Annotated in this window: 20 protein-coding genes and 1 pseudogene; 8 read left to right on the top strand and 13 right to left on the bottom strand. The window is 66.4% G+C overall.

The features are described from left to right. Nucleotides 1-39: 39 nt before the first annotated feature. A complete protein-coding gene (locus ACN8ZM_RS32885; protein WP_420213073.1) occupies nt 40-444 on the bottom strand; it encodes a thioesterase family protein in 405 nt (134 codons plus the stop codon). 438 nt (nt 445-882) lie between these two features. Here ACN8ZM_RS32885 and ACN8ZM_RS32880 point away from each other — a divergent pair, with 438 nt between their 5' ends. Continuing rightward, nucleotides 883-1,215 carry a tRNA-binding protein gene (locus ACN8ZM_RS32880; RefSeq protein ID WP_420213072.1) on the top strand — a complete coding sequence of 111 codons (333 nt, stop codon included), beginning with the start codon at nt 883-885 and terminating at the stop codon, nt 1,213-1,215. A 268-nt stretch (nt 1,216-1,483) separates the two neighbouring features. On the opposite strand, the gene ACN8ZM_RS32875 is transcribed toward ACN8ZM_RS32880, so the two are convergent. Both ACN8ZM_RS32875 and ACN8ZM_RS32870 read right to left on the bottom strand, forming a co-directional pair. After that, entirely contained in the window at nt 1,484-2,212 is a 729-nt protein-coding gene (locus ACN8ZM_RS32875; protein ID WP_420213071.1) for a formylglycine-generating enzyme family protein, read from the bottom strand. 21 nt (nt 2,213-2,233) lie between these two features. Then, on the bottom strand, nt 2,234-2,779 hold the full coding sequence (locus ACN8ZM_RS32870) for an AAA family ATPase (RefSeq protein WP_420213070.1): 546 nt from the start codon (nt 2,777-2,779) through the stop codon (nt 2,234-2,236). Nucleotides 2,780-2,907: 128 nt separating this feature from the next. On the opposite strand from ACN8ZM_RS32870, the gene ACN8ZM_RS32865 reads away from it, so the two are divergent. Beyond that, the gene (locus ACN8ZM_RS32865; protein WP_080741633.1) at nt 2,908-3,993 is read left to right on the top strand and encodes a PDZ domain-containing protein; all 1,086 of its coding nucleotides are present in this window, start codon (nt 2,908-2,910) and stop codon (nt 3,991-3,993) included. Nucleotides 3,994-4,044: 51 nt separating this feature from the next. On the opposite strand, the pseudogene ACN8ZM_RS32860 reads toward ACN8ZM_RS32865, so the two are convergent. Then, nucleotides 4,045-4,339, bottom strand: a pseudogene (locus tag ACN8ZM_RS32860) (TetR/AcrR family transcriptional regulator); the annotation flags it as partial. On the opposite strand from ACN8ZM_RS32860, the gene ACN8ZM_RS32855 reads away from it, so the two are divergent. Continuing rightward, nucleotides 4,334-4,666 carry a hypothetical protein gene (locus tag ACN8ZM_RS32855; protein ID WP_420213069.1) on the top strand — a complete coding sequence of 111 codons (333 nt, stop codon included), beginning with the start codon at nt 4,334-4,336 and terminating at the stop codon, nt 4,664-4,666. The pseudogene ACN8ZM_RS32860 and the gene ACN8ZM_RS32855 sit on opposite strands and share 6 nt — an antisense overlap. 38 nt (nt 4,667-4,704) lie before the next feature. Here the strand turns inward: ACN8ZM_RS32855 and ACN8ZM_RS32850 are convergent, their stop codons facing one another. From ACN8ZM_RS32850 to ACN8ZM_RS32835, 4 genes are all read right to left on the bottom strand, one after another. After that, a complete protein-coding gene (locus ACN8ZM_RS32850; protein ID WP_420213068.1) occupies nt 4,705-5,025 on the bottom strand; it encodes a zinc ribbon domain-containing protein in 321 nt (106 codons plus the stop codon). 68 nt (nt 5,026-5,093) lie between these two features. Beyond that, complete coding sequence (gene fmdA / locus ACN8ZM_RS32845; RefSeq protein ID WP_089454492.1) at nt 5,094-6,326, bottom strand: formamidase; 1,233 nt, start codon at nt 6,324-6,326, stop codon at nt 5,094-5,096. A 103-nt stretch (nt 6,327-6,429) separates the two neighbouring features. Continuing rightward, entirely contained in the window at nt 6,430-6,942 is a 513-nt protein-coding gene (locus ACN8ZM_RS32840) for an AmiS/UreI family transporter (protein WP_089454493.1), read from the bottom strand. Nucleotides 6,943-7,238: 296 nt separating this feature from the next. Next, a complete protein-coding gene (locus tag ACN8ZM_RS32835; RefSeq protein WP_420213067.1) occupies nt 7,239-8,297 on the bottom strand; it encodes a helix-turn-helix transcriptional regulator in 1,059 nt (352 codons plus the stop codon). Nucleotides 8,298-8,556: 259 nt separating this feature from the next. Here ACN8ZM_RS32835 and ACN8ZM_RS32830 point away from each other — a divergent pair, with 259 nt between their 5' ends. Together ACN8ZM_RS32830 and ACN8ZM_RS32825 are read left to right on the top strand one after the other, a co-directional pair. Next, nucleotides 8,557-11,358, top strand: a complete 2,802-nt coding sequence (locus tag ACN8ZM_RS32830) for an ATP-binding protein (RefSeq protein WP_301769351.1) — start codon at nt 8,557-8,559, stop codon at nt 11,356-11,358. Then, nucleotides 11,355-12,626: an EAL domain-containing protein gene (locus ACN8ZM_RS32825; protein WP_420213066.1), complete on the top strand. Its 1,272-nt coding sequence runs from the start codon at nt 11,355-11,357 to the stop codon at nt 12,624-12,626. The genes ACN8ZM_RS32830 and ACN8ZM_RS32825 overlap by 4 nt, the downstream gene beginning before the upstream one ends. 168 nt (nt 12,627-12,794) lie before the next feature. Here ACN8ZM_RS32825 and ACN8ZM_RS32820 read toward each other — a convergent pair whose 3' ends face one another. Beyond that, on the bottom strand, nt 12,795-13,511 hold the full coding sequence (locus ACN8ZM_RS32820) for a TetR/AcrR family transcriptional regulator (protein WP_420213065.1): 717 nt from the start codon (nt 13,509-13,511) through the stop codon (nt 12,795-12,797). 53 nt (nt 13,512-13,564) lie between these two features. Here ACN8ZM_RS32820 and shc point away from each other — a divergent pair, with 53 nt between their 5' ends. Continuing rightward, nucleotides 13,565-15,619: a squalene--hopene cyclase gene (gene shc, locus ACN8ZM_RS32815; RefSeq protein ID WP_420213064.1), complete on the top strand. Its 2,055-nt coding sequence runs from the start codon at nt 13,565-13,567 to the stop codon at nt 15,617-15,619. Nucleotides 15,620-15,644: 25 nt separating this feature from the next. On the opposite strand, the gene ACN8ZM_RS32810 is transcribed toward shc, so the two are convergent. Further along, complete coding sequence (locus ACN8ZM_RS32810) at nt 15,645-16,307, bottom strand: ankyrin repeat domain-containing protein (RefSeq protein WP_420213063.1); 663 nt, start codon at nt 16,305-16,307, stop codon at nt 15,645-15,647. Between the two features lie 185 nt (nt 16,308-16,492). Here ACN8ZM_RS32810 and ACN8ZM_RS32805 point away from each other — a divergent pair, with 185 nt between their 5' ends. Continuing rightward, a complete protein-coding gene (locus tag ACN8ZM_RS32805; RefSeq protein WP_420213062.1) occupies nt 16,493-16,864 on the top strand; it encodes a cupin domain-containing protein in 372 nt (123 codons plus the stop codon). 121 nt (nt 16,865-16,985) lie between these two features. Next, complete coding sequence (locus tag ACN8ZM_RS32800) at nt 16,986-17,867, top strand: LysR substrate-binding domain-containing protein (protein ID WP_420213061.1); 882 nt, start codon at nt 16,986-16,988, stop codon at nt 17,865-17,867. An 18-nt stretch (nt 17,868-17,885) separates the two neighbouring features. Here ACN8ZM_RS32800 and ACN8ZM_RS32795 read toward each other — a convergent pair whose 3' ends face one another. The 3 genes from ACN8ZM_RS32795 to ACN8ZM_RS32785 all read right to left on the bottom strand — a co-directional run bounded on the left by ACN8ZM_RS32795 (nt 17,886) and on the right by ACN8ZM_RS32785 (nt 21,150). Beyond that, nucleotides 17,886-18,572, bottom strand: coding sequence for an HAD family hydrolase (locus ACN8ZM_RS32795; protein ID WP_420213060.1), 687 nt, complete (start codon nt 18,570-18,572; stop codon nt 17,886-17,888). 141 nt (nt 18,573-18,713) lie between these two features. Further along, on the bottom strand, nt 18,714-20,852 hold the full coding sequence (locus ACN8ZM_RS32790) for a phosphocholine-specific phospholipase C (RefSeq protein WP_301769356.1): 2,139 nt from the start codon (nt 20,850-20,852) through the stop codon (nt 18,714-18,716). A 37-nt stretch (nt 20,853-20,889) separates the two neighbouring features. Then, a complete protein-coding gene (locus tag ACN8ZM_RS32785) occupies nt 20,890-21,150 on the bottom strand; it encodes a hypothetical protein (protein ID WP_043184081.1) in 261 nt (86 codons plus the stop codon). Nucleotides 21,151-21,156: the final 6 nt, after the last annotated feature.

The raw sequence follows: 21,156 nt of genomic DNA, 5'->3' as shown, positions 1-21,156 counted from the left end.
AATTGATATCGTTGCAGTGAGAAATCAGATGGTGTGACGTCAACCCGGCTTAAACCCGATTGCCGAACGCTCGACTATCGAGCGCGCATGACTGCCGCTTGCAACCGGACCTGCTGCGTCGGCTACGACGACATCAAACCAGTACAGTTCACCGTCGAACATCCGAAATGTTGCCGTTGCGAAAACCTCGGCTTGCGACGGCGTCGGAGCCAGATGCCTGAAGTGCATGACATTGCCGATCGAGCACTGGTCGCCCCGGATATCCTCACGCATGGCCCTGACGCATGCTTCTTCCACCACGCCCACGAGGGCAGAGGTCGACAGCACCTCGGGATGAAATTCATCCGCGCTACGGCGACCACACCCAACCAGCCCCTGCTTCCCGAACATCATCGATATCGCTGTACGTTTCGCTGGCATCGGATCGAGCGTCTCCCTGTTCATCTGCATTCAGATAACGCAAGGGGCATGCCAGGCTGATGTTCGCCCGAAAGCCGCGCCGCAAGGGACTTGCCGCCGGCACAACCGACCGTCGTAATCAATCTGAACGTCATTTTTTTTAACGGTCGTCAGGGAAGATGCCTGACTGCTATCGCATTGGATGTCTCCGCGCGGCCATGAGAACCGGCCGCTGATCCGACGTCGCATCCAGACCGGCAGATGGGTCGCCCACTACGCCCGTCGTTCGCGCAGTGCGTCCGATTTCCAGTCGATGGCAGACATGCGTGGCACACGGCCTGCGTCGACCTGCGCGACGCTGTGGCCATCGCCCACCCGGCAAGCCCGCGCGCTAGCTGGGAACGTTTGATGTAAAGTACGCGGCTCGAACACGCCTTGTTCAATTGACGCGCGCCGGATTTCTCGAGAGAAGAAAACACACGTATGGAACAGATAAGTTGGGACGATTTTCAGAAGGTTGTCATGGTGGCCGGCACCATTACGCGCGCCGAACCTTTTCCTGAAGCCCGCAAGCCCGCTTATAAAATCTGGGTGGATTTCGGTCCATATGGAGAGCGCAAGACTAGCGCGCAGATCACCTCCCTGTACACGCCGGAATCGCTCATCGGACGGCAGATTGTCGGAGTCCTGAACTTCCCTGAAAAGCAGGTCGGGCCGATCAAGTCGCAATTTCTGCTGAGCGGATTTCACACGGACGACGGCGTCGTGATCACCACGCTCGAGCGACCGGTTCCCAACGGGTCCCGTCTTGCGTAAGGGACCAGACACGCTTTGAAGCAGCGCCGCATTATCGAGGCCCGCTACGCGAAAACAGCGGGCATGCCTGCATGGGAGTCGGCCTCGTCGCGCCTCGCTGCCAACTGATACACGCGTCTCGCACTGCTTCGGTGTGTGCGCCCGACGCATCGACGACGGCCATCGTATGAGCAAGGTTCGCGTCGAAATTGCTCAACGCCGGCAGGCCGTTCTCGCGCGCCAGGCAGCGCCCTGTTTCAACGCGCCCCGCTAACGGGGGCGGTCGCGGTCAATCCCCGGACGATCCACGCACGGCGCGCACCGGCCACCCATCCCCCGCATCAAGCGACCGCGCCACGCGAAAGCCGAGATCGTCGATCGCAAAGGTCGGATGACTCCGACGGCGGTTCGTCGCAAGGCAGCCTCGTTCGACATCGGCCCAGCCCCCGCCGCGAAACACGCGATACGAACCGTAGACTTCCGGATCGTATCGATCCGCGCACCATTCCCACACATTGCCCAGCATGTCGTACAGCCCCCAGCCATTGGGCTGTTTCCGGCCGACGTCGTGCGTGCGGCCGCCGGAATTTTCCCGGTACCACGCGATCGCATCGAGCGCGCCGTACCTCGGGCCCTGCGTTCCCGCGCGGCATGCGTACTCCCACTCCGCTTCGGTAGGCAGCCGATAGCCATTGCTGCCAGGAACCGGGGAGGCACCCGTTCCATCTTCATGGATTGCATAACTGCCAAGCAGACCGTCGGCCGACGACAGCCTGTTGCAGAACCGGACGGCGTCGATCCACGATACGTTTTCCACCGGGCATTGCGCACTGACACGCGACGAAGGCGATTGTCCCGTTACCGCGGCGTATTGCGCCTGGGTCACCGGATAGCGGCCGATCGCAAAGCGCTGCAGATCGACGCACCATGTGCGGCCGATCCGGTCGTCCCGCAATGCAATGGTGCCGGCGGGAACCTGCACCATCGGCAGATCGAGCGTTTCAGACAGATAGTCCATGTTCGCCACGCTGCCGCACCGTTACGACGACAGCCTGACGGCACCGGCTTCGTCATACGCCACGATGTTCAATCCTTCCGTCGCAGCCGGCGCGACGAAGTACCGCGTGATCCGGTCGAATTCGTCGTCCGACGCCTGGAACGGATGGTCGCCTCGCGCATTGCGTGCGCGCAGCCGCGCCTTGCAAACCGCATCGCTGACGTCGAGGTAATGCAGTCGATGGTCGCAGCCGACCGCCTGCGAAACGGCGAGCCCCCAGGCGCGCGCGGCGACGGTATTGAACGGCACGTCGAGCACCACCGATACGCCGGCCCGCAGCACCGCGCGGGCATGATCGGCAATCACGTTGCCGACCCGCGTTGCGCACCGGACGTAGTCGTCGATCGACAGGATCTCGCCCGGATAGAGCTGCGCGAGCCACGCGTCTTCGCTGATCGAAACAACCGGCCCGGCACTGGCGAGCCGCGCGACGAGCGTCGATTTTCCGGACGCGATCTTGCCGCATACCATGTGGAGCAACACGGCATCGTTCGATGCCGTCGCGTGAAGTGACTTCCCTGTCTGCATGTCCAGGCTCTCCATCGAATGCCCAGAAAGCAAAAACCCGCCTTCCGGGCGGGTTGTGACGACATCCATTCAGTCGATCGCTACCCCGCCGGCAACATGGCGGCGCAAATAATCGAACGGGTTTGCGAATGGATCATGCGCACCAGAATAACCAACTCCCCGATCGTGAGCAAGCGGGTGATAATCAAAGCACTTCAACCTGCGCGCTTAAAACTGATACGCTAGACGAAAAAATAAACAAGGCGTTCCCGGGCATCCTCGCCCGCCGCCATTCAGATAACAAACAGAGAAAAGGGCATTCCGAAATGAAACGTGGTTTTGTATTTGCCGCCCTGCTGGCAATGTCGTCCTTGGCAACACAAGCGGCACTGGCGCAGGAAAAGGCCGCGCCGCCTGTCTATACGTGGCTCTCCGAGCGTTTCCCCGAGAACGTTCGCTACGATTCCCCCATACTGACCATCAGCGATTCCGGGTTATCGGCGGATCAAGGCATCGTCAACGCGCAATTGACGCTGGTGCAGTCGCCGCAAGGCAATGATTCCGTACTGGGGCTGGCCGTCGCCTTCCATACGACGGAGAAGCGCAATTTCAATACCGTGCGCGACTACGGGAAATTCGGCACCCACTACCGGCAGCCCAAGATCCCGGTCGCGATTCCGACGCTGAACGGCGGCGGCTACAGCGACACCGAGAACTGGCCCCCGGTGGCCGATGGCGGCAAGACCTGGCCCGTGAACGGTGGCGTCTTCATCATGCTGAACCGCATCGACCTGAAGCCCTACGACATCAGCGGGACCGACCTGGTGCTCAGACTCTCGGACTACGACACGGCCGACAAGGGCTTCCAGATCCGGATTCCGGCCGCGTTTCTATCGCGCTTTCTCGCCAGCATTCCGAACGACCGCCGGCTGGTGCCGGAGGCGATGTTGAACCGTCCGTCGGTCTTCGGCGTGCATTTTGTCGAATTGAGCGAACAGGAGCAGACGGGGCTGAAACTCCCCGGCAGCGCGCTGCAGATCCTCGCTGTGCTGCCCGACACGGTCGCCGATCGCGCCGGCCTGAAGAATTACGATGTGCTGCTGCGGTTCGGCAATCACCCGCTGAAGCAGATGGACGACCTGAGGGATGCCGTGCTCGCGACACCCAAGGGCACGGTGGTGCCGCTGACGGTCTGGCGCGACGCCAGGGAGGTCAAGCTGCCGGCGCAGTTCTGAGATCGCCGCCGGATCGTGGCGCCAGGCCAGCCTGGCGCCACGACGCATGCGTCACGCGGCGCCGTCGCGCCCCTTCGGAAACACGCCACGGCTCATCGCATCGAGTTGCCGGCCGATCTCCGCACGCAACTCGGCGGGTACCTCGACGCTGTCGAGCAGCTGCGAAAGCCACAGCCCGTCGGCGGCGAGCCGGCAGATCATCAGCGTCGCGGCCTGCTCGAGCGGCACGGGGTCAGGCCGCGTCCATTCCCGCATCGGCACCGACCATCGCTCGCGCGTGTCCTGTGTCGGTAATCATCGACGCGACCAGCACGCGCAGCACGTCGGTACTCGCGGCCGGATGCGACTCGTCGGCGATCTGTTCGTCGAGCTGCCCGGAATTGTGGCCGCGCTGGAATGGCCGCCATCACTCGCAAACGCTGCAGGTGACTGGCGCGAGATCCGCACGCATCGCCAATTCCGACGACGCTGCCGTGCGGCACTCGTTCTCGTCACTGATGGACGAGCGCCGGGTTCGCTGGTGTCAGTCGACCGATGGTTCGTCAGCGTCGACAACCGGCACATCGCGACCGAAGCGAGCTTCGACTGCGAGATTCGATTCGCGAAGCAGGCGGTGGAGCGACAGCACACGCCACAAACGGACGGGATTCAGCGAGAGCGCCGAACCTCGTAACGCAATGCGCTGTATCGCTCCCCGATCAAAGCCTGCCCCTAGTGGCTGATCATCCAGGGCCGCTTGCCGACGAAGGACTTCGCGCCGCCGGCCGACGAGGCCTGGGCCTGCGCGCCGCCGCAACCGCATCCCGGCCCATGGCGGTGCCCCTGCGAGACCATCGGTGCATGGGCGCTGCGTTCGTTTCCGGCATGCGCGTTGCGCTGTGTCGCCGGCATCAGCGCCAGCATGGTGGCGGCCACGACGCGTTGCGCCGCGGCGCCGCAGGCCGGACAGGCGATCGGCGCATCGCGCTCGGCGATGCGCCGTACGGAAGTGAAGTCGCCGCAGACGGGACAGGCATAGTCATAGATCGGCATCGGCAAGGCTCCGGATCAGGGGTTGGGCGCGCCGGCCGGGCCGGCGCGCGGCGAACTGGGCAGCGAGCTCAGTGCAGGTCGGGAGAGATCAGCACGTCGGCATCGCCCTTGACGTGCACGACCGGGCCGTTCGCATCGGGCCGAATGTCGAAGTCGAAGATCTGCGTGGGTATCCACAGCGTCGCGCAGGAGTTCGGGACGTCGACCACGCCGCTGATATGCCCCTGCACCGGCGCCGTGCCGAGAATGGCATAGGCCTGCGCCCGCGAATAGCCGAACTTGGTCAGGTATTCGATTGCGTTCAGACACGCCTGACGATAGGCCACGTTGACGTCGAGATAGTGCTGCTTGCCGCCCTCGTCCACCGAGATACCTTCGAAAATCAGGTAGTCGTTGTAGTTGGGTGTAATCGGGCTCGGCTTGAAGATCGGGTTGCGGATGCCGTATTTGGCCATGCCGTCCTTGATTACGTTCACGCGCATATGAACCCAGCCGGCCATCTCGATCGCGCCGCAGAAGGTGATTTCTCCATCGCCCTGACTGAAGTGCAGATCGCCGACCGACAGGCCTGCGCCGTCGACATAGACCGGGAAGTAGACCCGCGATCCGCGCGACAGATCCTTGATGTCGCAATTGCCGCCGTGCTCGCGCGGCGGCACCGTGCGCGCGCCCTCGGCCGCGGCCTTCTCGCGAGCCTCGCCGTGCAGTTGGCCCATGTGCGCCGTCTGGCGGAACGGCGGATTGGCCAGCGGCGGCACGCGCTGCGGATCGGTCGCGATCAGGCCCAGCTCACGCTCGTTCCAGGTGCGCAGCAGATTCGGGTCGGGCATGCAGCCGATCAGGCCGGGGTGGATCAGGCCGGCGAACTGCACGCCGGGCACGTGACGCGACGACGTATAGACGCCGTGGAAATCCCAGATCGATTTCTGTGCGTGGGGGAAATGGTCGGTCAGGAAGCCGCCGCCGTTCTGCTTCGAGAAAAAGCCGTTGAAACCCCACTGGCTCTCCGCCTTGGCGCCGATGTCCAGCAGGTCGACCACCAGCAGATCGCCGGGCTTGACGCCGCGCACCCCAACCGGCCCGGACAGGAAGTGGACGATCGACAGGTCGATGTCGCGCACGTCGTCGGCGGACTCGTTGTTCTGGACGAAACCACCGGTCCAGTCGTAGGTTTCGAGAATGAAATCGTCGCCGGGGTTGACCCAGCACGCCATCGGAATATCCGGGTGCCAGCGGTTGTGCACCATCTCGTTTTCGTAGGCCGATTGTTTCAGGTCTACCTTGATAAGGGTGTCGGTCATATGCCTGTCTCCTGGTGGTGGATGCGGCCATCGCCGGGATAGCGGGGATGGCGGACTTCAACGACGCCGCCGACGGTGGCGGCAGACTGCAAGTTGACTTGACTTACTTGAGCGTGCCGCTGAGCAGCAGGTAGCCCGGTAGCCAGCCGGTCGCGATGCCTGCCAGGACGGTCGCGACACCGGTCAACCGGAGGATCGGACGCTGCAGCGCCAGCAGCATGAAATAGAGGAACCACAACACGCCCCAGCCGATCCAGCACCATGCGAACCAGATGTCCCAAGCGGTCACCGCGCGCTGCCAGGACTCGATGGCGACCGGAATCACGGTGACGGAGACGAACAGGCTGAACCATCCCAAGCCGCGCCCGTCGGCGCCGTTGAAGCGGTTCAGCGCGACCCACAGATAGGTGAAGGTAAACAGCAGCGTCAACGCGCCGGCCTTGATCGACGCGATGCTAGCGCCGCTTCCGAAGATCAATTGCAACGACACCAGCATGGTTACGCCGCCCGAGAAAATATTGACCACCCAGATTTCCCGGTCGCCGATCCGTCCCAGCAGCCACAAGCCGTTGAGGCACAGCACGGCGCCCACGTACAGCAAGGTCAGGCCTAGCATCGACGTCTCCTTCGATTTTTTCTTTGGTTGTTTTCGTTGTTTCACCTACTGTCGCGGCCTGCCGCGCCGCCTTCGTCCTGCCGCAAGTGCGGACGCATCAACTATAGGCAGTTGGTCTGCAATCCGAATCCCTCTCGGCGACGAATCGCGCATCACCCGGCGGCGGGAGCAGGACTCACCCAACTGGGTGAGTCATCGTGTCGGTAAAGACGGCATGGCGCCGGCGCGGGAGCGCCTTCGGCAAGGAAGGGGAGGAAGACAACCGGCATCGGCCGACGCGCGGGGCGACGCCGGTCTCAGGCGTTCGGGCAGTGCTGCGCGTGCAGTCGCACCAACTCCATCTGGCCATGCGTATTGGTCTTCTGGAAGACCTGCTTCAGATGGCTGCGCACCGTGTTCTCAGAGACGTGCAGCGTCTGCGCAAGCGTGGCGATCGAGTGTCCGTCGAAAATCAGCGCGCTGACCCGCGCCTGTGCGTCGCTCAGCTTGAACTGGTGGGCAAACCGGCAGTCGTGGTGAGCGTGCTCCATGCGCTGGCGACGCGCGCTGACCACGAGCAGCGAGCGCGCCTGCCCCGTGCCGCTGCGAAGCGACGCGCCGGCAGGCTGCAACGTCAGCGTGGTCGGCAAGCGCGCACCGGGCGACGACACCGACAGCACCTGTGTCGGCGGCAGGCCGGTGCGCGCACCGTCTTCGCCCGCTTGCCGGGCCACATCGGCCAGCGTCTCGCGCAGCGCGCGCTGATCGGCCGGCGTCACGGCAGCCAGATACGCTCCATCGCAGCGCAGACCGCTGCCCTGCTCGCACAGCGCTTGCGCATTGCGGTTGCTGTAGACGATGCGGCCGTCCGGTTCGACCAGGAAGGTCGCATTGGCGTGGCCGTCGACGACATGCATCAGCACCTGCCCCAGATCGGCGGCATGGCGACGGTGCCAGCGGTTCTCCATGGCCAGCGCGATATGCGCCAGCAAACTGCGAAATTCGGTCTTCTCCCGGGCGCCGAAGCGCCGCTGCCCTTCGCTGCGATACAGCTCGACGTAACACAGTACGCCCTCGTCGCGCGCAACCACGCCGCACAGCCGGTGCAGCAGGCGCTGCGGATGCAGCAGGATCTTGTAGTAGTCGGTGCGGAGCAGCTCGCGGTTGCCCAATATCTCGTCGCCGCTGCTGACATGCAGCGGCTGACAGACATCGGTCGACAGGAACCAGGGATTGCGCGGCGCGTACTCGGCAAACACGCGCGCGAAGGCGGGATCGTCCGGCGCGCCGTACAGCACTTCGCCCTGACCGCTGGCAAGATGGCGCTGCGCCAGCACCGCCGACGCGGCGTCGAAGCGCGCGCGCAGTTGCTCCATCACGCCACGCCAGGCATCCTCGTCGCGGGCGGCATGGATGCGGTAAAGCAGTTCGCCCGTCTCTGGCGAATCGGCATTGTGCGCTGACAACCGCGCCTCCTCCTTGGATCCCTACTGCGGTTTGTCGGGCAGCGCAACTGGAACGGAGCGATCTGCGTGCGAATGATTCGCCGGCAAGTTTTTTCGCTCGGGCCGCAAAAGTCAAGACCCGCGCGGCCGCACGCATCTCGCCCGACACGCGCCGGACGTCCGCGCATCATTGCATCGCATCGGTAATCCGACAATAATCGGAGCGCCCGCAGTCAGCGCAATCCGCACCGACGCCCACACCATGCGCATCAAACGAGAGTATCAATCCTGGGTCGCGAACGAAACGCTCGAAGACTACGCGCTGCGCTACGCGGCGCGCTCGTACCGCCGCTGGACGCCATTCACGCTCGCCAACACCGCGCTGGGCGGCGCGTCGTTCCTGGCGCTGGAAGCCATCGGCGCCAGCGTCACGCTGAGCTTCGGTTTTCAGAACGCGTTTCCCGCGATCGTGCTGGTTTGCCTGCTGATCTTTCTGATCGGCCTGCCGGTGGCTTACTACGCCAGCGTGTCCAACGTCGACATCGACCTGCTCACGCGCGGCGCCGGCTTCGGCTACGTCGGTTCGACCGTCACGTCGCTGATATACGCGTCCTTCACGTTCATCTTCTTCGCGCTCGAATCGGCCATTCTCGCGCAGGCGCTGGCGCTGGCCACCGGGCTCGACCTCACGGTCGGCTATCTGATCTGCTCGCTGGTGATCGTGCCGCTGGTTTTCTTCGGCGTCACGCTGATCAATAAGCTGCAGATGTGGACCCAGCCGCTGTGGGTCGTGCTGCTGGTGTTGCCATTCATCTCTATCCTGCACCACGACCCACACGTGCTGGCGCAATGGGCCGCGTTCACCGGCCGAAACGGCGGCGGCTCGCCCCGCTTCGACCTGCTGGCCTTCGGTGCGGCCGCCGGTGTGCTGTTTTCGCTGGTGGGTCAGATCGGCGAGCAGGTCGACTATCTGCGCTTCCTGCCCGAACGCACGCGCGAAAACCGCGTCGCGTGGTGGAGCGCGTTGCTGCTCGCGGGCCCCGGCTGGATCCTGATCGGCGGGCTCAAGGTGCTGGCCGGCAGCCTGCTGGCGGTGCTGGCGATCGGGGCGGGCGTGCCCAGCGGGCAGGCGATGGAGCCGATCCATATGTATCTGTGGGCCTATGGCGAGGTGTTCGAGCGGCACGAAGTCGTGCTGGCGGCGGCGCTGCTGTTCGTGCTCGTCTCGCAGATCAAGATCAATGTGACCAATGCGTATGCCGGCTCGCTCGCCTGGTCGAACGTGTTCGTGCGGCTCACGCACTATCATCCGGGGCGCGTGGTCTGGCTGGTGTTCAATGTCGTGATCGCGCTGCTGCTGACGCTGCTAGGCATCTTCAGCACGCTGGAAGCGGTGCTCAGCGTCTACGCGAATCTGGTGATCGCGTGGCTGGGCGCGCTCGCGGCCGATCTGATGGTGCTCAAGCCGCTCGGCATCAGCCCGCGCGAGGTGGAATTCCGTCGCGCCTATCTGCACGCCTTCAATCCGGTCGGCTGCGGCGCGATGGTGATCGCATCGCTGGCCGGCGTCTGCGCGTATGCCGGCCTGTTCGGCCCGCTGGCGCAGGCCTACTCGGCCTTCATCTCGCTCCTTGCCTCGTTCGCCAGCGCCATCGCCATCGCCTTCGCCACAGGAGGACGCTATTACATCGCGCGCGACAATACGCATTACCGCGAGCATGATGCCGACGAGACGATCCGCTGCTGCGTGTGCGAGCGTGACTACGAAGCGCCGGATATGGCGCACTGCCCGTTCTATCAAGGCCCGATCTGTTCGCTGTGCTGCGGGCTCGACAACCACTGCCACGATGTGTGCAAGCGCCCGGGCGCTCTCGACGCGCACGCGCCAACAAGCCACGGCGAGCTGGCCAGGGTGCTCGCGCCGAGCTTTACCGGGCGACTGACCCGCTTCTTCGGCCTGCTCCTCATCGCGGCGGCGGCGATGGGTGCGATCTTCCTGCTGGCCTGGCGCCTGATGTCCACAGGCACCGCGCCGCCTGGCGCGGGTTTCGGCAATCTGCTGTTGCGTACCTACACGGCCACGCTTCCGCTGCTAGCCTTCGGCGCGTGGTGGATCGTGCTGACGCACGAAAGCCGGGAGCTGGCGCGCGCGGAACTGGTCGAGTCGCTGCGCCATCTCGAATCGGCGCGCAAAACGCTGGTCGAATCCGAGAAGATGGCGTCTCTGGGCGGCCTGGTGGCCGGCGTCGCGCACGAGATCAATACGCCGGTCGGCATTGTCGTCAGCGCGGCGTCCTACCTGCAGGATCGCACGGACGCGGCGTCGACCCTGCATGCGCGCGGCGCGTTGCCTCCCGCCGAGCTCGAACACTATTTTGCCGACGCCGCGCAATCGGCCCGGTTGCTGTTGTCCAATGCCAACCGCGCGGCGCAGCTCGTGCAAAGTTTCAAGCAGGTAGCCGTCGACCAGACCAGCGAGAAGCGCCGCACCTTCGACCTCGGCGACTATCTGCGCGATACGCTGCTGAGCCTCGAGCCGAGGCTGCGCGATACCCGCGTGTCGCTGCTGGTCGATTGCCCGGCCGGCATCGTAATGGACAGCTATCCCGGCCCGATCGCGCAGATCGCCACCAACCTCGTGATGAATTCGCTGCAGCACGGCTTCGCCGACGGCCGCGCCGGCATCATCAGCATCAGCGCGCGACAGGCCGCCGACGACGAGGTCGTGATCCGCCATGGCGACGACGGCTGCGGCATTCCGCGTGCGCTGCACGGGAAGATTTTCGAGCCGTTCTTTACGTCGCGCCGCGGCCAGGGCGGCAGCGGACTGGGGCTGCACCTCGTCTACAACCTGATCACGCAGCGGCTGTGCGGCACCATTTCGGTGGAAGACCGCGACGGCGGCGGCGTCACCTTTCTGGTGCAGGTGCCGCGCGTCACGCCGTCGGCCAAGGCCACCATTCCCGTTGTTCCCTCCGGAAATCCCTCATGAATGCAGACGCATCGACGCTCCCGTGGCAGGTCCTGCTGGTCGACGACGAACCCGCGGTGCACGAAGTCACCCGCCTCGTGCTGCGCGACCTGACCTTTTCCGGCCGCCCGGTGATCTTCCACAGCGCGTACTCGGGCGAGCAATGCCTCGCCCACCTCGCGGCTCATCCGGACACAGCGTTGACGCTGCTGGACGTCGTGATGGAGACGGACCATGCCGGGCTGGATGTCGTGCAACGCATCCGCCGGCAGTTGCGCAACACCGACGTGCAGATCGTGCTGCGCACCGGCCATCCCGGCATGGCGCCGGAAGCGCAGGTCGTGACCGACTACGAAATCAACGGCTACTTCGTCAAAACCGAGCTCACCGCGCAAAAGCTACTCTCGGTGGTGATTGCCGGGCTGCGCAGCTACCAATACCTGAAGACGTTGCGGCAAAAGCATACGCCGCAGGACGGCGCGAGCGACGACGACGCCATCGGCCGCGTTCTGGACGCAACCCGCTACCGCCTGCTCGCCCAGTGCCAGTTCGAACTGGCCGACGGCACGCCGGCGTCCGTTGCGTTGCTGCCGGAATGGCCGGTCGCCGACGGCTGGATGCCGCACGCGGCCGTCTCCGGCCGGATCCACGGCGCAGTACGGATATCGGCAGTCAACACAGCGCTGCTGCGCGATGCGTGCGCACTGGCGAACGCGTGGCATGCCGAGCGTGACCACGGCGCGCCCGCGCATGACGCAGCCGGCCGGCCGCTGCGGATCAGCGTGCCACTGCTGCTATCCGCGACTGGCAACGATGCCGATACGTTTCAGCACCTCGCGAGCCTCGTGCGCGACGCGCTGGCCGACGCCGGCCTGCCCGGCAGCGCGCTCGACATCCAGTTGCCCGGAAACCTGCCGTCCGTCTCCGACGGTGCCGAGGCCGCACGCGACGCGTGTGCGCAGTTGCGGGAAATGGGCGTGTCGATCACGCTGAACGATATCGGCAACGGCCCGATCTCGCTCGCGCATCTGCGCCGGTTGATGCCGGACCGGCTGCAGATCGCGGCCAGCGGCGCGTGCGACGTGGCCGACGATGCGGAGCTCGCGGCGATTGCCCGCGCGGTGATCGCGCTCGGACATACGCTCGGCGTGCAGGTGCTCGCCAGCGGCGTCACGCGGGCGGCGGACCTGCAGTTCTTCAAATGGGAGGGCTGCGACCTCTGCCAGGGCGACCTGACGGGTCCGCGCTGGGACGCGGAGAACTGGCGACAGATGTTGCCCGCGAGCTAGGGTCGGTATACCTATGGAACGCGCATGCGAATGCCCGCAACCTCTCGCAGGGCGGCGTCGCCCGGCGCTTGTTTTGCATGACTAAACGCTTGGCCGACGCGTGACTATAAGACAGGCGTCAGACGCCTCGCCGATCTCGTCGCGTTGTCCGGCGACTGACGGCGGCGATCAGCCGCCCCGGCCGCGCGTCGCGTCGCCGGTACGCGCTGGCGGTTCACCCGCACTCATGCGATCGAGTTGCCGCACGATTTCCGCGCGCAGTTCGGCCGACATCTGGACGCTGTCGAGCAATTCCGAGATCCACAGTCCGTCGGCGGCGAGCCGGCAGATCATCAGCGTCGCGGCCTGCTCGAGCGGCACGGGGTCGGGCCGCGTCCATTCCCGCATCGGCACCGACCATCGTTCGCGCGTGCCCTGGTCCGTAATCATCGACGCGACCAGCACGCGCAGCACGTCGGTGCTCGCGGCCGGATGCACTGCATCGAGCACCGTATGGACGTATGCGCGCGCCGCCGCGCCGTCGCCGCCGGCATCCGCCGCCACCCGCGCGGCCATGTGCGCGGCGAACCGCTCGGTCGCCTGACCGAACAGCGCATCCAGCAGCCCCTGTTTGTTCGCGAAGTGATACTGCAGCGCGCCTTTCGTCACGCCGGCACGCTCGGCCACCGCATCGAGCGTCAACGCGGCCACGCCGTGATGGGTCGCGATTTCCGATGCCGCCGCCAGCAACTGTGCGCGCACCTGATCCGGCGCTTTTTTTCGGCGCACGCCGGCGGTGGCGGCGCCCGGCGCCGACAATGCTTCGGGCGCCCGCGCACCGGCCGTTCCAGCCGGTTCGACGGGCGCGGACGCGTCGTGCGGCGCGGGTTCGAGGTGTTTTTTCATGGTGCGGATGGTAGCACCCGGGCGTCTCGATATAAACATTCCGGCTGGATGGTATGATCCGCCGCATGACTACAGCCACCCCCTCCTCCTGGTCCGCGCTCGACACCGCCATCGCCCGTGGACGCGACGCCCTCGTGCGTCTCCAGCAGCCCGACGGCAGCTGGTGTTTCGAACTCGAATCCGACGCGACGATCACCGCGGAATACATCCTGATGATGCATTTCATGGACAAGATCGACGACATCCGCCAGGAGAAGATGGCACGCTACCTGCGCGCGAACCAGCGGTTGGACACGCATGGCGGCTGGGCGCTGTACGTCGACGGCGATCCGGACGTGTCGTGCAGCGTGAAGGCGTACTTCGCGCTGAAGGCGGCCGGCGACAGCGAACACGCGCCGCACATGGTCCGCGCGCGCGACGCGATCCTGAAGCTGGGCGGTGCGGCCCGCGCGAACGTGTTCACGCGCATCCTGCTCGCGACGTTCGGCCAGGTACCGTGGCGCGCGGCGCCGTTCATGCCGATCGAATTCGTGCTGTTCCCGAAGTGGGTGCCGATCTCGATGTACAAGGTCGCGTACTGGGCGCGGACGACGATGGTGCCGCTGCTCGTGCTGTGCTCGCTGAAGGCGCGCGCCCGCAATCCGCGCAACATCTCGATCCGCGAGCTGTTCGTCACGCCGCCGGACGAGGAACGCCAGTACTTCCCGCCCGCGCGCGGCATGCGCAAGGCGTTCCTCGCGCTCGACCGCACGGTGCGCCATGTCGAGCCGCTGATGCCGAAGGGCCTGCGGCAGCGCGCGATCCGCCATGCCGAGGCGTGGTGCGCGGAGCGCATGAACGGCGAGGACGGGCTCGGCGGGATCTTCCCGCCGATCGTGTACAGCTACCAGATGATGGAAGTGCTCGGCTACCCGGACGATCATCCGCTGCGGCGCGATTGCGAAAACGCGCTGGAGAAACTGCTGGTCACGCGGCCGGACGGCAGCATGTATTGCCAGCCGTGCCTGTCGCCGGTGTGGGACACCGCGTGGAGCACGATGGCGCTCGAGCAGGCGCGCGGCGTGGCGGCGCCGGAAGACGGCGAGCCGAGCGAAGCACGGCGCGCACTCGACGAACGCATCGCACGCGCGTACGACTGGCTGGCCGCACGCCAGGTGAACGACCTGCGCGGCGACTGGATCGAAAACGCACCGGCCGACGTCCAGCCGGGTGGATGGGCGTTCCAGTACGAGAACCCGTACTACCCCGACATCGACGACACGGCAGTCGTCACCGCGATGCTCGATCGCCGCGGCCGCACGCATCCCCACGCGGACGGCACGAACCCGTATGCGCCGCGCGTCGCGCGCGCGCTCGACTGGATGCGCGGGCTGCAATCGCGCAACGGCGGCTTCGGGGCGTTCGACGCCGACTGCGACCGCCTGTACCTGAACGCGATCCCGTTCGCCGATCACGGCGCACTACTCGATCCGCCGACCGAGGACGTGTCGGGCCGCGTGCTGCTGTGCTTCGGCGTGACGAAACGCGCGGACGAACGCGCATCGCTCGCGCGCTGCATCGACTACGTGAAGCGCACGCAGCAGCCCGACGGCAGCTGGTGGGGGCGCTGGGGCACGAACTACATCTACGGCACGTGGAGCGTGCTGGCCGGCCTCGCGCTCGCCGGCGAGGACAAGTCGCAGCCGTATATCGCACGCGCGATCGAGTGGCTGCGCTCACGACAGCATGCGGACGGCGGCTGGGGCGAGACGAACGACAGCTATATCGACCCGAAGCTGAGCGGCACCAATGGCGGCGAGAGCACATCGAACTTCACCGCGTGGGCGCTGCTCGCGCAGATGGCGTTCGGCGACTGCGAATCCGATTCGGTGAAGCGCGGCATCGCGTACCTGCAGTCGGTGCAGCAGGAAGACGGCTTCTGGTGGCACCGCTCGCACAATGCGCCGGGCTTTCCGCGCATCTTCTACCTGAAGTATCACGGCTATACCGCCTACTTCCCGCTGTGGGCGCTCGCGCGCTATCGGCGGCTGGCAGGCGCGGCAGCGGCGCGGGCTTCGGCCGCGCGCGGGGCGACGGCAGTCAAGGCAACGGACACGGTTGTCGCCTGAGCGGTGACGTGGCGGCGCAAGGCCGTCACACGAAACCCTCTTCGACCAGCGTGCAGCCGTGCGCCGTGATCTCGTGCTGCTGGCCCGAGCCGCCGACCACGCGGCTCCAGCTCCTGGACACGAGCACGGCCGCGGCGCCGTCGGCACGGAGCGTATAGCCGAACCCGCCATACATGCCCGGCACCCCGAACCACATGCTTTCGGCCTGTGCGTCGAGCTCCAGCAGCGGTTCGAGTTCGGGCAGGCGCAGCGCGTCGACGCGCAGGTGCGCGATACGGCCGAGAATCATCTCGTGAAAGTGGCGCTGGATGTCGCGCAGCGTATCGTCGGGCACGAAGCGTCGCGGCTGCGGCGTCAGCAGATCGATCAGGTGCCGATGCCCGCGCTGCTCGGCAATATCGACCGGGCGCGCGCCGTGCACATCGCGCAGCATGCGCCACGCGCCGAGCCGAAGCAATTCGGCGACGACTTCTTGCGGCGCGCCGCCGTAGGCAGCCTGGTGCAGCGGCGTATAGAGCGACGTGCCACCCGGCCGCGTCGCGTTGACGAGCGCGGACCGTGTCGCGACGAGATCCAGCATCGTCGCCCAGTCGCCGTTGCGCGCCGCGTCGGCCAACGCGTGCCGGCTCGCGACCTCTGCGTCGTGGAGCAGGTCGGCGCCCGTGATGCCATCCCATGCGATGCTCAATCGTTTCTCCTTCCGTCTGTCGCCCATGCGGCTGGCGCGTCGTCCGCTCATCATAAGCGTTCGTCACGGCCATGCGCTCGCGACGCGAGCAGCGTCGCCGGCAACCGCCAATCCTGTCCGCAAGTGTGGAATCATGCGAACGCGCCGTCGGCGCGTTCATTTCACTTCGACGAAGGATGCCAGCCGTGCTCGACATTTCCACCATCACCGATGCCCTCGCCCCGAGCGGCGAACCCGTGCAGTATCGCGTATCACCCGAGAAGCTGATTGCCGGCGACCCGCTGCAGACGCTCACCCCCGGCTTCACGAGCCCGTGCGGGCGCTTCTCGACGGGCATCTGGGAAAGCACGCCCGGCCGCTGGCGGGTCGCGTATACCGAAGCGGAATACTGCGAGATCCTGGCAGGCACGTCGGTGATCACCGATGAGGAAGGCAACGCGAAAACCCTTCGCGCCGGCCATCGCTTCGTCATTCCGCCGGGCTTTCGCGGCACGTGGGAAGTCGTCGAGCGCACACGGAAGATCTTCGTCGCCTACGAAGAGCAGCCGCCTGAATGAGCGTGGGCCATGCGCGATGCACGCCACATCGCGCCCCAATTTGCCACGCACATCCACGCCGATGACACGGAATTGACACGCGCGGCCGGTAATTTCCGCACGTCTCGTCCCGTGTGTCGCCATGCTTGCCCTGCTTCTCGCCGCCTTCTATGAAACCGCCCGCCAGGGAAGCGTGACCGCCGCCGCGAAGCGCCTCGACGTGAGCCAGCCGACGATCACGTCGCGCATCCAGCAGCTCGAACGCCATTACGGGGTCGAGCTGTTCCATCGCCGCGGCAACCGTCTCGACCTCAGCGACGCGGGCGCGTCGCTGATGCCGATGATCGGCCAGATGCTGCAGATGGAGAACGATATCGATTTCGCGCTGCGCAACGAGCGCGAACTGCATACCGGCAACCTGCGCGTCGGCACGACCGGCCCGTTCTACATCCTGCCCGCGATCGCCGCGTTCCGGCGCCAGTATCCGGCCGTAAAGATCAGCATCGAGATCGGCAACTCGCAGCAGGTGCTCGATGCGCTCGTCGATTTTCGCTGCGACGTCGCCGTGTCGTCGCAGCGCGACGACGATCCGCGCTTCGTGCGGCATACGATCGCCAACGATCCGCTCGTGCTGGTCGTGCACCGTTCGCATCGGCTCGCCGCGCGCGAGTCGGTCACGCTCGCCGCGCTGGCCGGCGAGACGCTGCTGCTGCGCGAGCCCGGCTCGCGCACGCGCGCGCTGATGGAGCACGTGCTGAAGCACGCCGGCATCGGGCTGCCCGCGAACGCGATCGAGCTCGGCAGTCGCGAAGCGATCCGCGAAGCCGTGCGGCACGACATGGGCTGCACGCTGATGCCGCGCGGCGAGGTCGGCGCGCATCCGGAACTGCGCGCGGTCGCGTTCGCCGACGATCTGCCGCCGATGCACGAATACCTGTACTACCTCGACGCGCGCGCCGACACGCGGCTGATTACCGCGTTCATGGCCAACGTCGACCGCCACGACGCGCGCACGCCGACCTGAGCGTAACGGCGCACGCGCTCACACCGTTTCGAACAGCTCCACGATCCGCCAGCCGCGCGCCGTCGCCAGCGCGCGCAGCCGGTCGTCCGGATTGGTTGCGACCGCATCCGTCACTTGCTCGAGCAGCGGGATGTCGTTATGCGAATCGCTGTAGAACCAGCTGCGTTCGAAGTCGGACCACGCGTGCCCGAGCGACGCGAGCCACGCATCGGTACGCACGATCTTCCCTTCCCGATAGCTCGGCACGCCCGCCGGCCGCCCCGTATAGCGCGAATCCGGCCGCCCGTCGACGGTTTCGAGCTCGCAAGCGATCAGCGCGTCGATGCCGAACGCGTGTGCGATCGGCCGCGTGATGAACGCATTCGTCGCGGTAACGATGCAGCACAGATCGCCGCGCGCGCGATGATGACGCACGAGATCGAGCGCGGCCGGCGAGATCGCGGGCCGCACGACGTCGGCCATGAAGCACGCGTGCCAGTGCGCGAGCCGTTCCCGCGAATAGCGGGCGAGCGGCGCGAGCATGTTGCACAGGTGCGCATGGATGTCGAGCGTGCCGGCCGCATAGCCGGCCGAAAACGCCGCGTCGATGCGCGCGAATTCGGCCGCGTCGATGAGACCCTGCTCGACCATGAAATGGCCCCAGGCCTGGTCGCTGTCGAACGGAATGAGAGTGAAGTCGAGATCGAAAAGCGCGAGTTGCGTCATCGAATGAGGCGTCGTGTGAACAGGAAAGAATGAAAAACGCGCGGCCTCGTGGTCGCGAGGCCGCGCACAAAAAGCCGCCGGCGCGGGTCGACGCGCCGGCGGCTACCGGTGATGCGACGCCGGCCGCCCGGCCGGCGCCGGTCAGCTGGACACGCCCATCGCCGGATCGCTGATGCTGTCCTTGCCGGTCTCGACCCGGCCCGCGAAGCGGCGCACGAGGCCGTTCTCGGCCGTCAGCGTGAAGTCGTACCAGCCGCTCGACGCCGCGAGCACCCAGTACGGCTCGACCTGCATCCCGGCCGGCACCGAATAGCTCCACGGGCCGTCGGTGCGGTACGCGTTCGACGTGACCGTGACCTGGCTCGCCGCGTTGCCGACGTTCATGATCGTCAGGTACACGGCGTCGTTCGCCGGGTCGTAGCACACGCGGATCTCCGGCACCGGCCCGCTCGCCGCCTTCGCGACGTTGCCCTGGAATTCGCGCAGGAAGCCGTTCGGCCCGAGCACCCACAGGTCATAGTTGCCCGCATCGTCGGCCACCGCGCGCCACGAATCCGACAGCTGCTTGCCGGCTTCGACCGTATAGCGGCGCGGCGCGCGATCGAGATGCAGCTTGTCGTACACATGGAACACCGCGCCGGCCGTGCCGGTATTGCTGAACGTGAGCCACACCAGCCCGCCCGACACGTCGGCGCTCGCGCTCGTGTGCAGCTCGTACGGCAGCGCGCGCGACGGGCGCGTGCCGGCCGGCTGCGTCGGCATCTGCTGCGTGCTGACCGACGGCACCGGCACGGCGCCCTGCAGGCTCTGCTGCACGTGCTGCGCATCGGCCGCGGCCTTGGTCGGCGCCGGGAACGACGTCGTCGGGTTGCCGTTCGGGTTCTTGAAGTTGAAGGCCGACGTCAGGTCGCCGCACACCGCGCGACGCCACGGGCTGATGTTCGGCTCCTGCACGCCGAAGCGCTGCTCGATGAAGCGCAGCACCGACGTATGGTCGAACACCTCCGAGTTGACCCAGCCGCCCGTACTCCACGGCGACACGACGAACATCGGCACGCGCGGGCCGGGCCCGTACGGGCGGCCGTCCGGCGCGAGCGGCGACGAATCGCCAGGCGGGTTCGGCAGCGTGAAGTATTCGTACTGCGTCGTGACGGTCGACTTGCCCGCATAGGTGCCGTCCGCATTGCGCGACGGCGCGTTCGGCGGCGGCATGTGATCGAAGAAGCAGTCGTTCTCGTCGTAGTTCACGATGAGCACGGTCTTGCTCCATACGTCCGGGTTCGCGGTCAGCGTGTCGAGCAGGCGCTGCAGGTAGTACGCGCCCTGCCCCGGCGTCGACGCGCCCGGGTGCTCGCAGTACGCGGTCGGCGACACGATCCAGCTCACCTGCGGCATCCGGTTCGCCGCGATGTCGTCGGCGAGCGATTGCAGGAAGCCACCATCGGGCATCGTGTTGCCGATCCCCTTGTACAGCGGCGACAGCGCTTCCATCGCCGGCGTATAGGGCGCGTTCGGCGAGCCCGGCACCGTCTCGTTGACCTTGCGGAACGCCGCGAAGCCCGCGAGCGGGTTGTCGGTGTAGTTGTCCGGCATGTTCTGGTAGACCTTCCAGCTCACGCCGGCCGCCTGCAGGCGCTCCGGGTAGGTGGTCCACGTCAGGCCCGTCTTCGACGAACCGAGGCCGTCCCAGCCGTCGTTGTTCACCACCGCCGTGTTCGAGCCCGTCGGGCCGTTCGTGCCGGTCCACAGGAAGATCCGGTTCGAGTTGGTGCCGCCGTGCAGCGAGCAGTGGTACGCATCGCACAGCGTGAACGCGTTCGCCAGCGCGAAGTGGAACGGCAGGTCGGACTGTCGCAGGTAGCCCATCGACGCGTCGCCCTTCGACGCGGGCCACGCGGTCATCCGGCCGTTGTCCCAGGCCGAGTGCGAATCGGTCCACGAGTGCGCGCCGCCGACGAGCAGCGCATTGCCCTTGGTGCTGTCGAGGTAGAACGGCAGCACCGGGCGCTTGCCGTCGCTCTGCTGCCAAACGGGTGTGCCGCCCGGCTGCGGGATCGTCAGGCGGTCGCCGAACCCGCGCACGCCGGGCATCGTGCCGAAGTAATGATCGAACGAGCGGTTTTCCTGCATGAAGATCACGACGTGCTGCACGTCGTTGATCGTGCCGGTCTGGTTGTTGGCCGGAATCGCGAGCGCGCGCCGGATCGCCGGCGGGAACATCGAGAAGGCCGTGCCGGCGGCAGCGGCACGGAGAAACGAACGGCGGTCGATGGAAGTCATGGTCGAGAAGGAAGGTCGTCCCGGAAAGGCGCGCGCGTCACGGCGCGCAGCGCAGCTGCGAGTTCAGCGACGGCGATTGCAGCGCCGCCGTGCCCGATGCGGGGCACGGGCCGGCGCCCGGCGCCACGACGATCGGCACGGGCGCGCTCGCGCCGCCCGCGCCGGCCGGCGCGGCGTTCGCCTTCGCGGCACTGGCGGCCGTGCCGCCCGAATCGTCACCGCCGCAGCCGGCGACCAGCGCGCTCAGCACGCAGGCGGCGAGCGCGACGCGCACGCGGCGCAGGTTCGTCATGTTCATGTCGGA

It is taken from the genome of Burkholderia aenigmatica, assembly GCF_048627025.1.
Taxonomy (GTDB): Bacteria; Pseudomonadota; Gammaproteobacteria; order Burkholderiales; family Burkholderiaceae; genus Burkholderia; species Burkholderia aenigmatica.
This window is presented reverse-complemented; position numbering and strand designations above follow the sequence as displayed.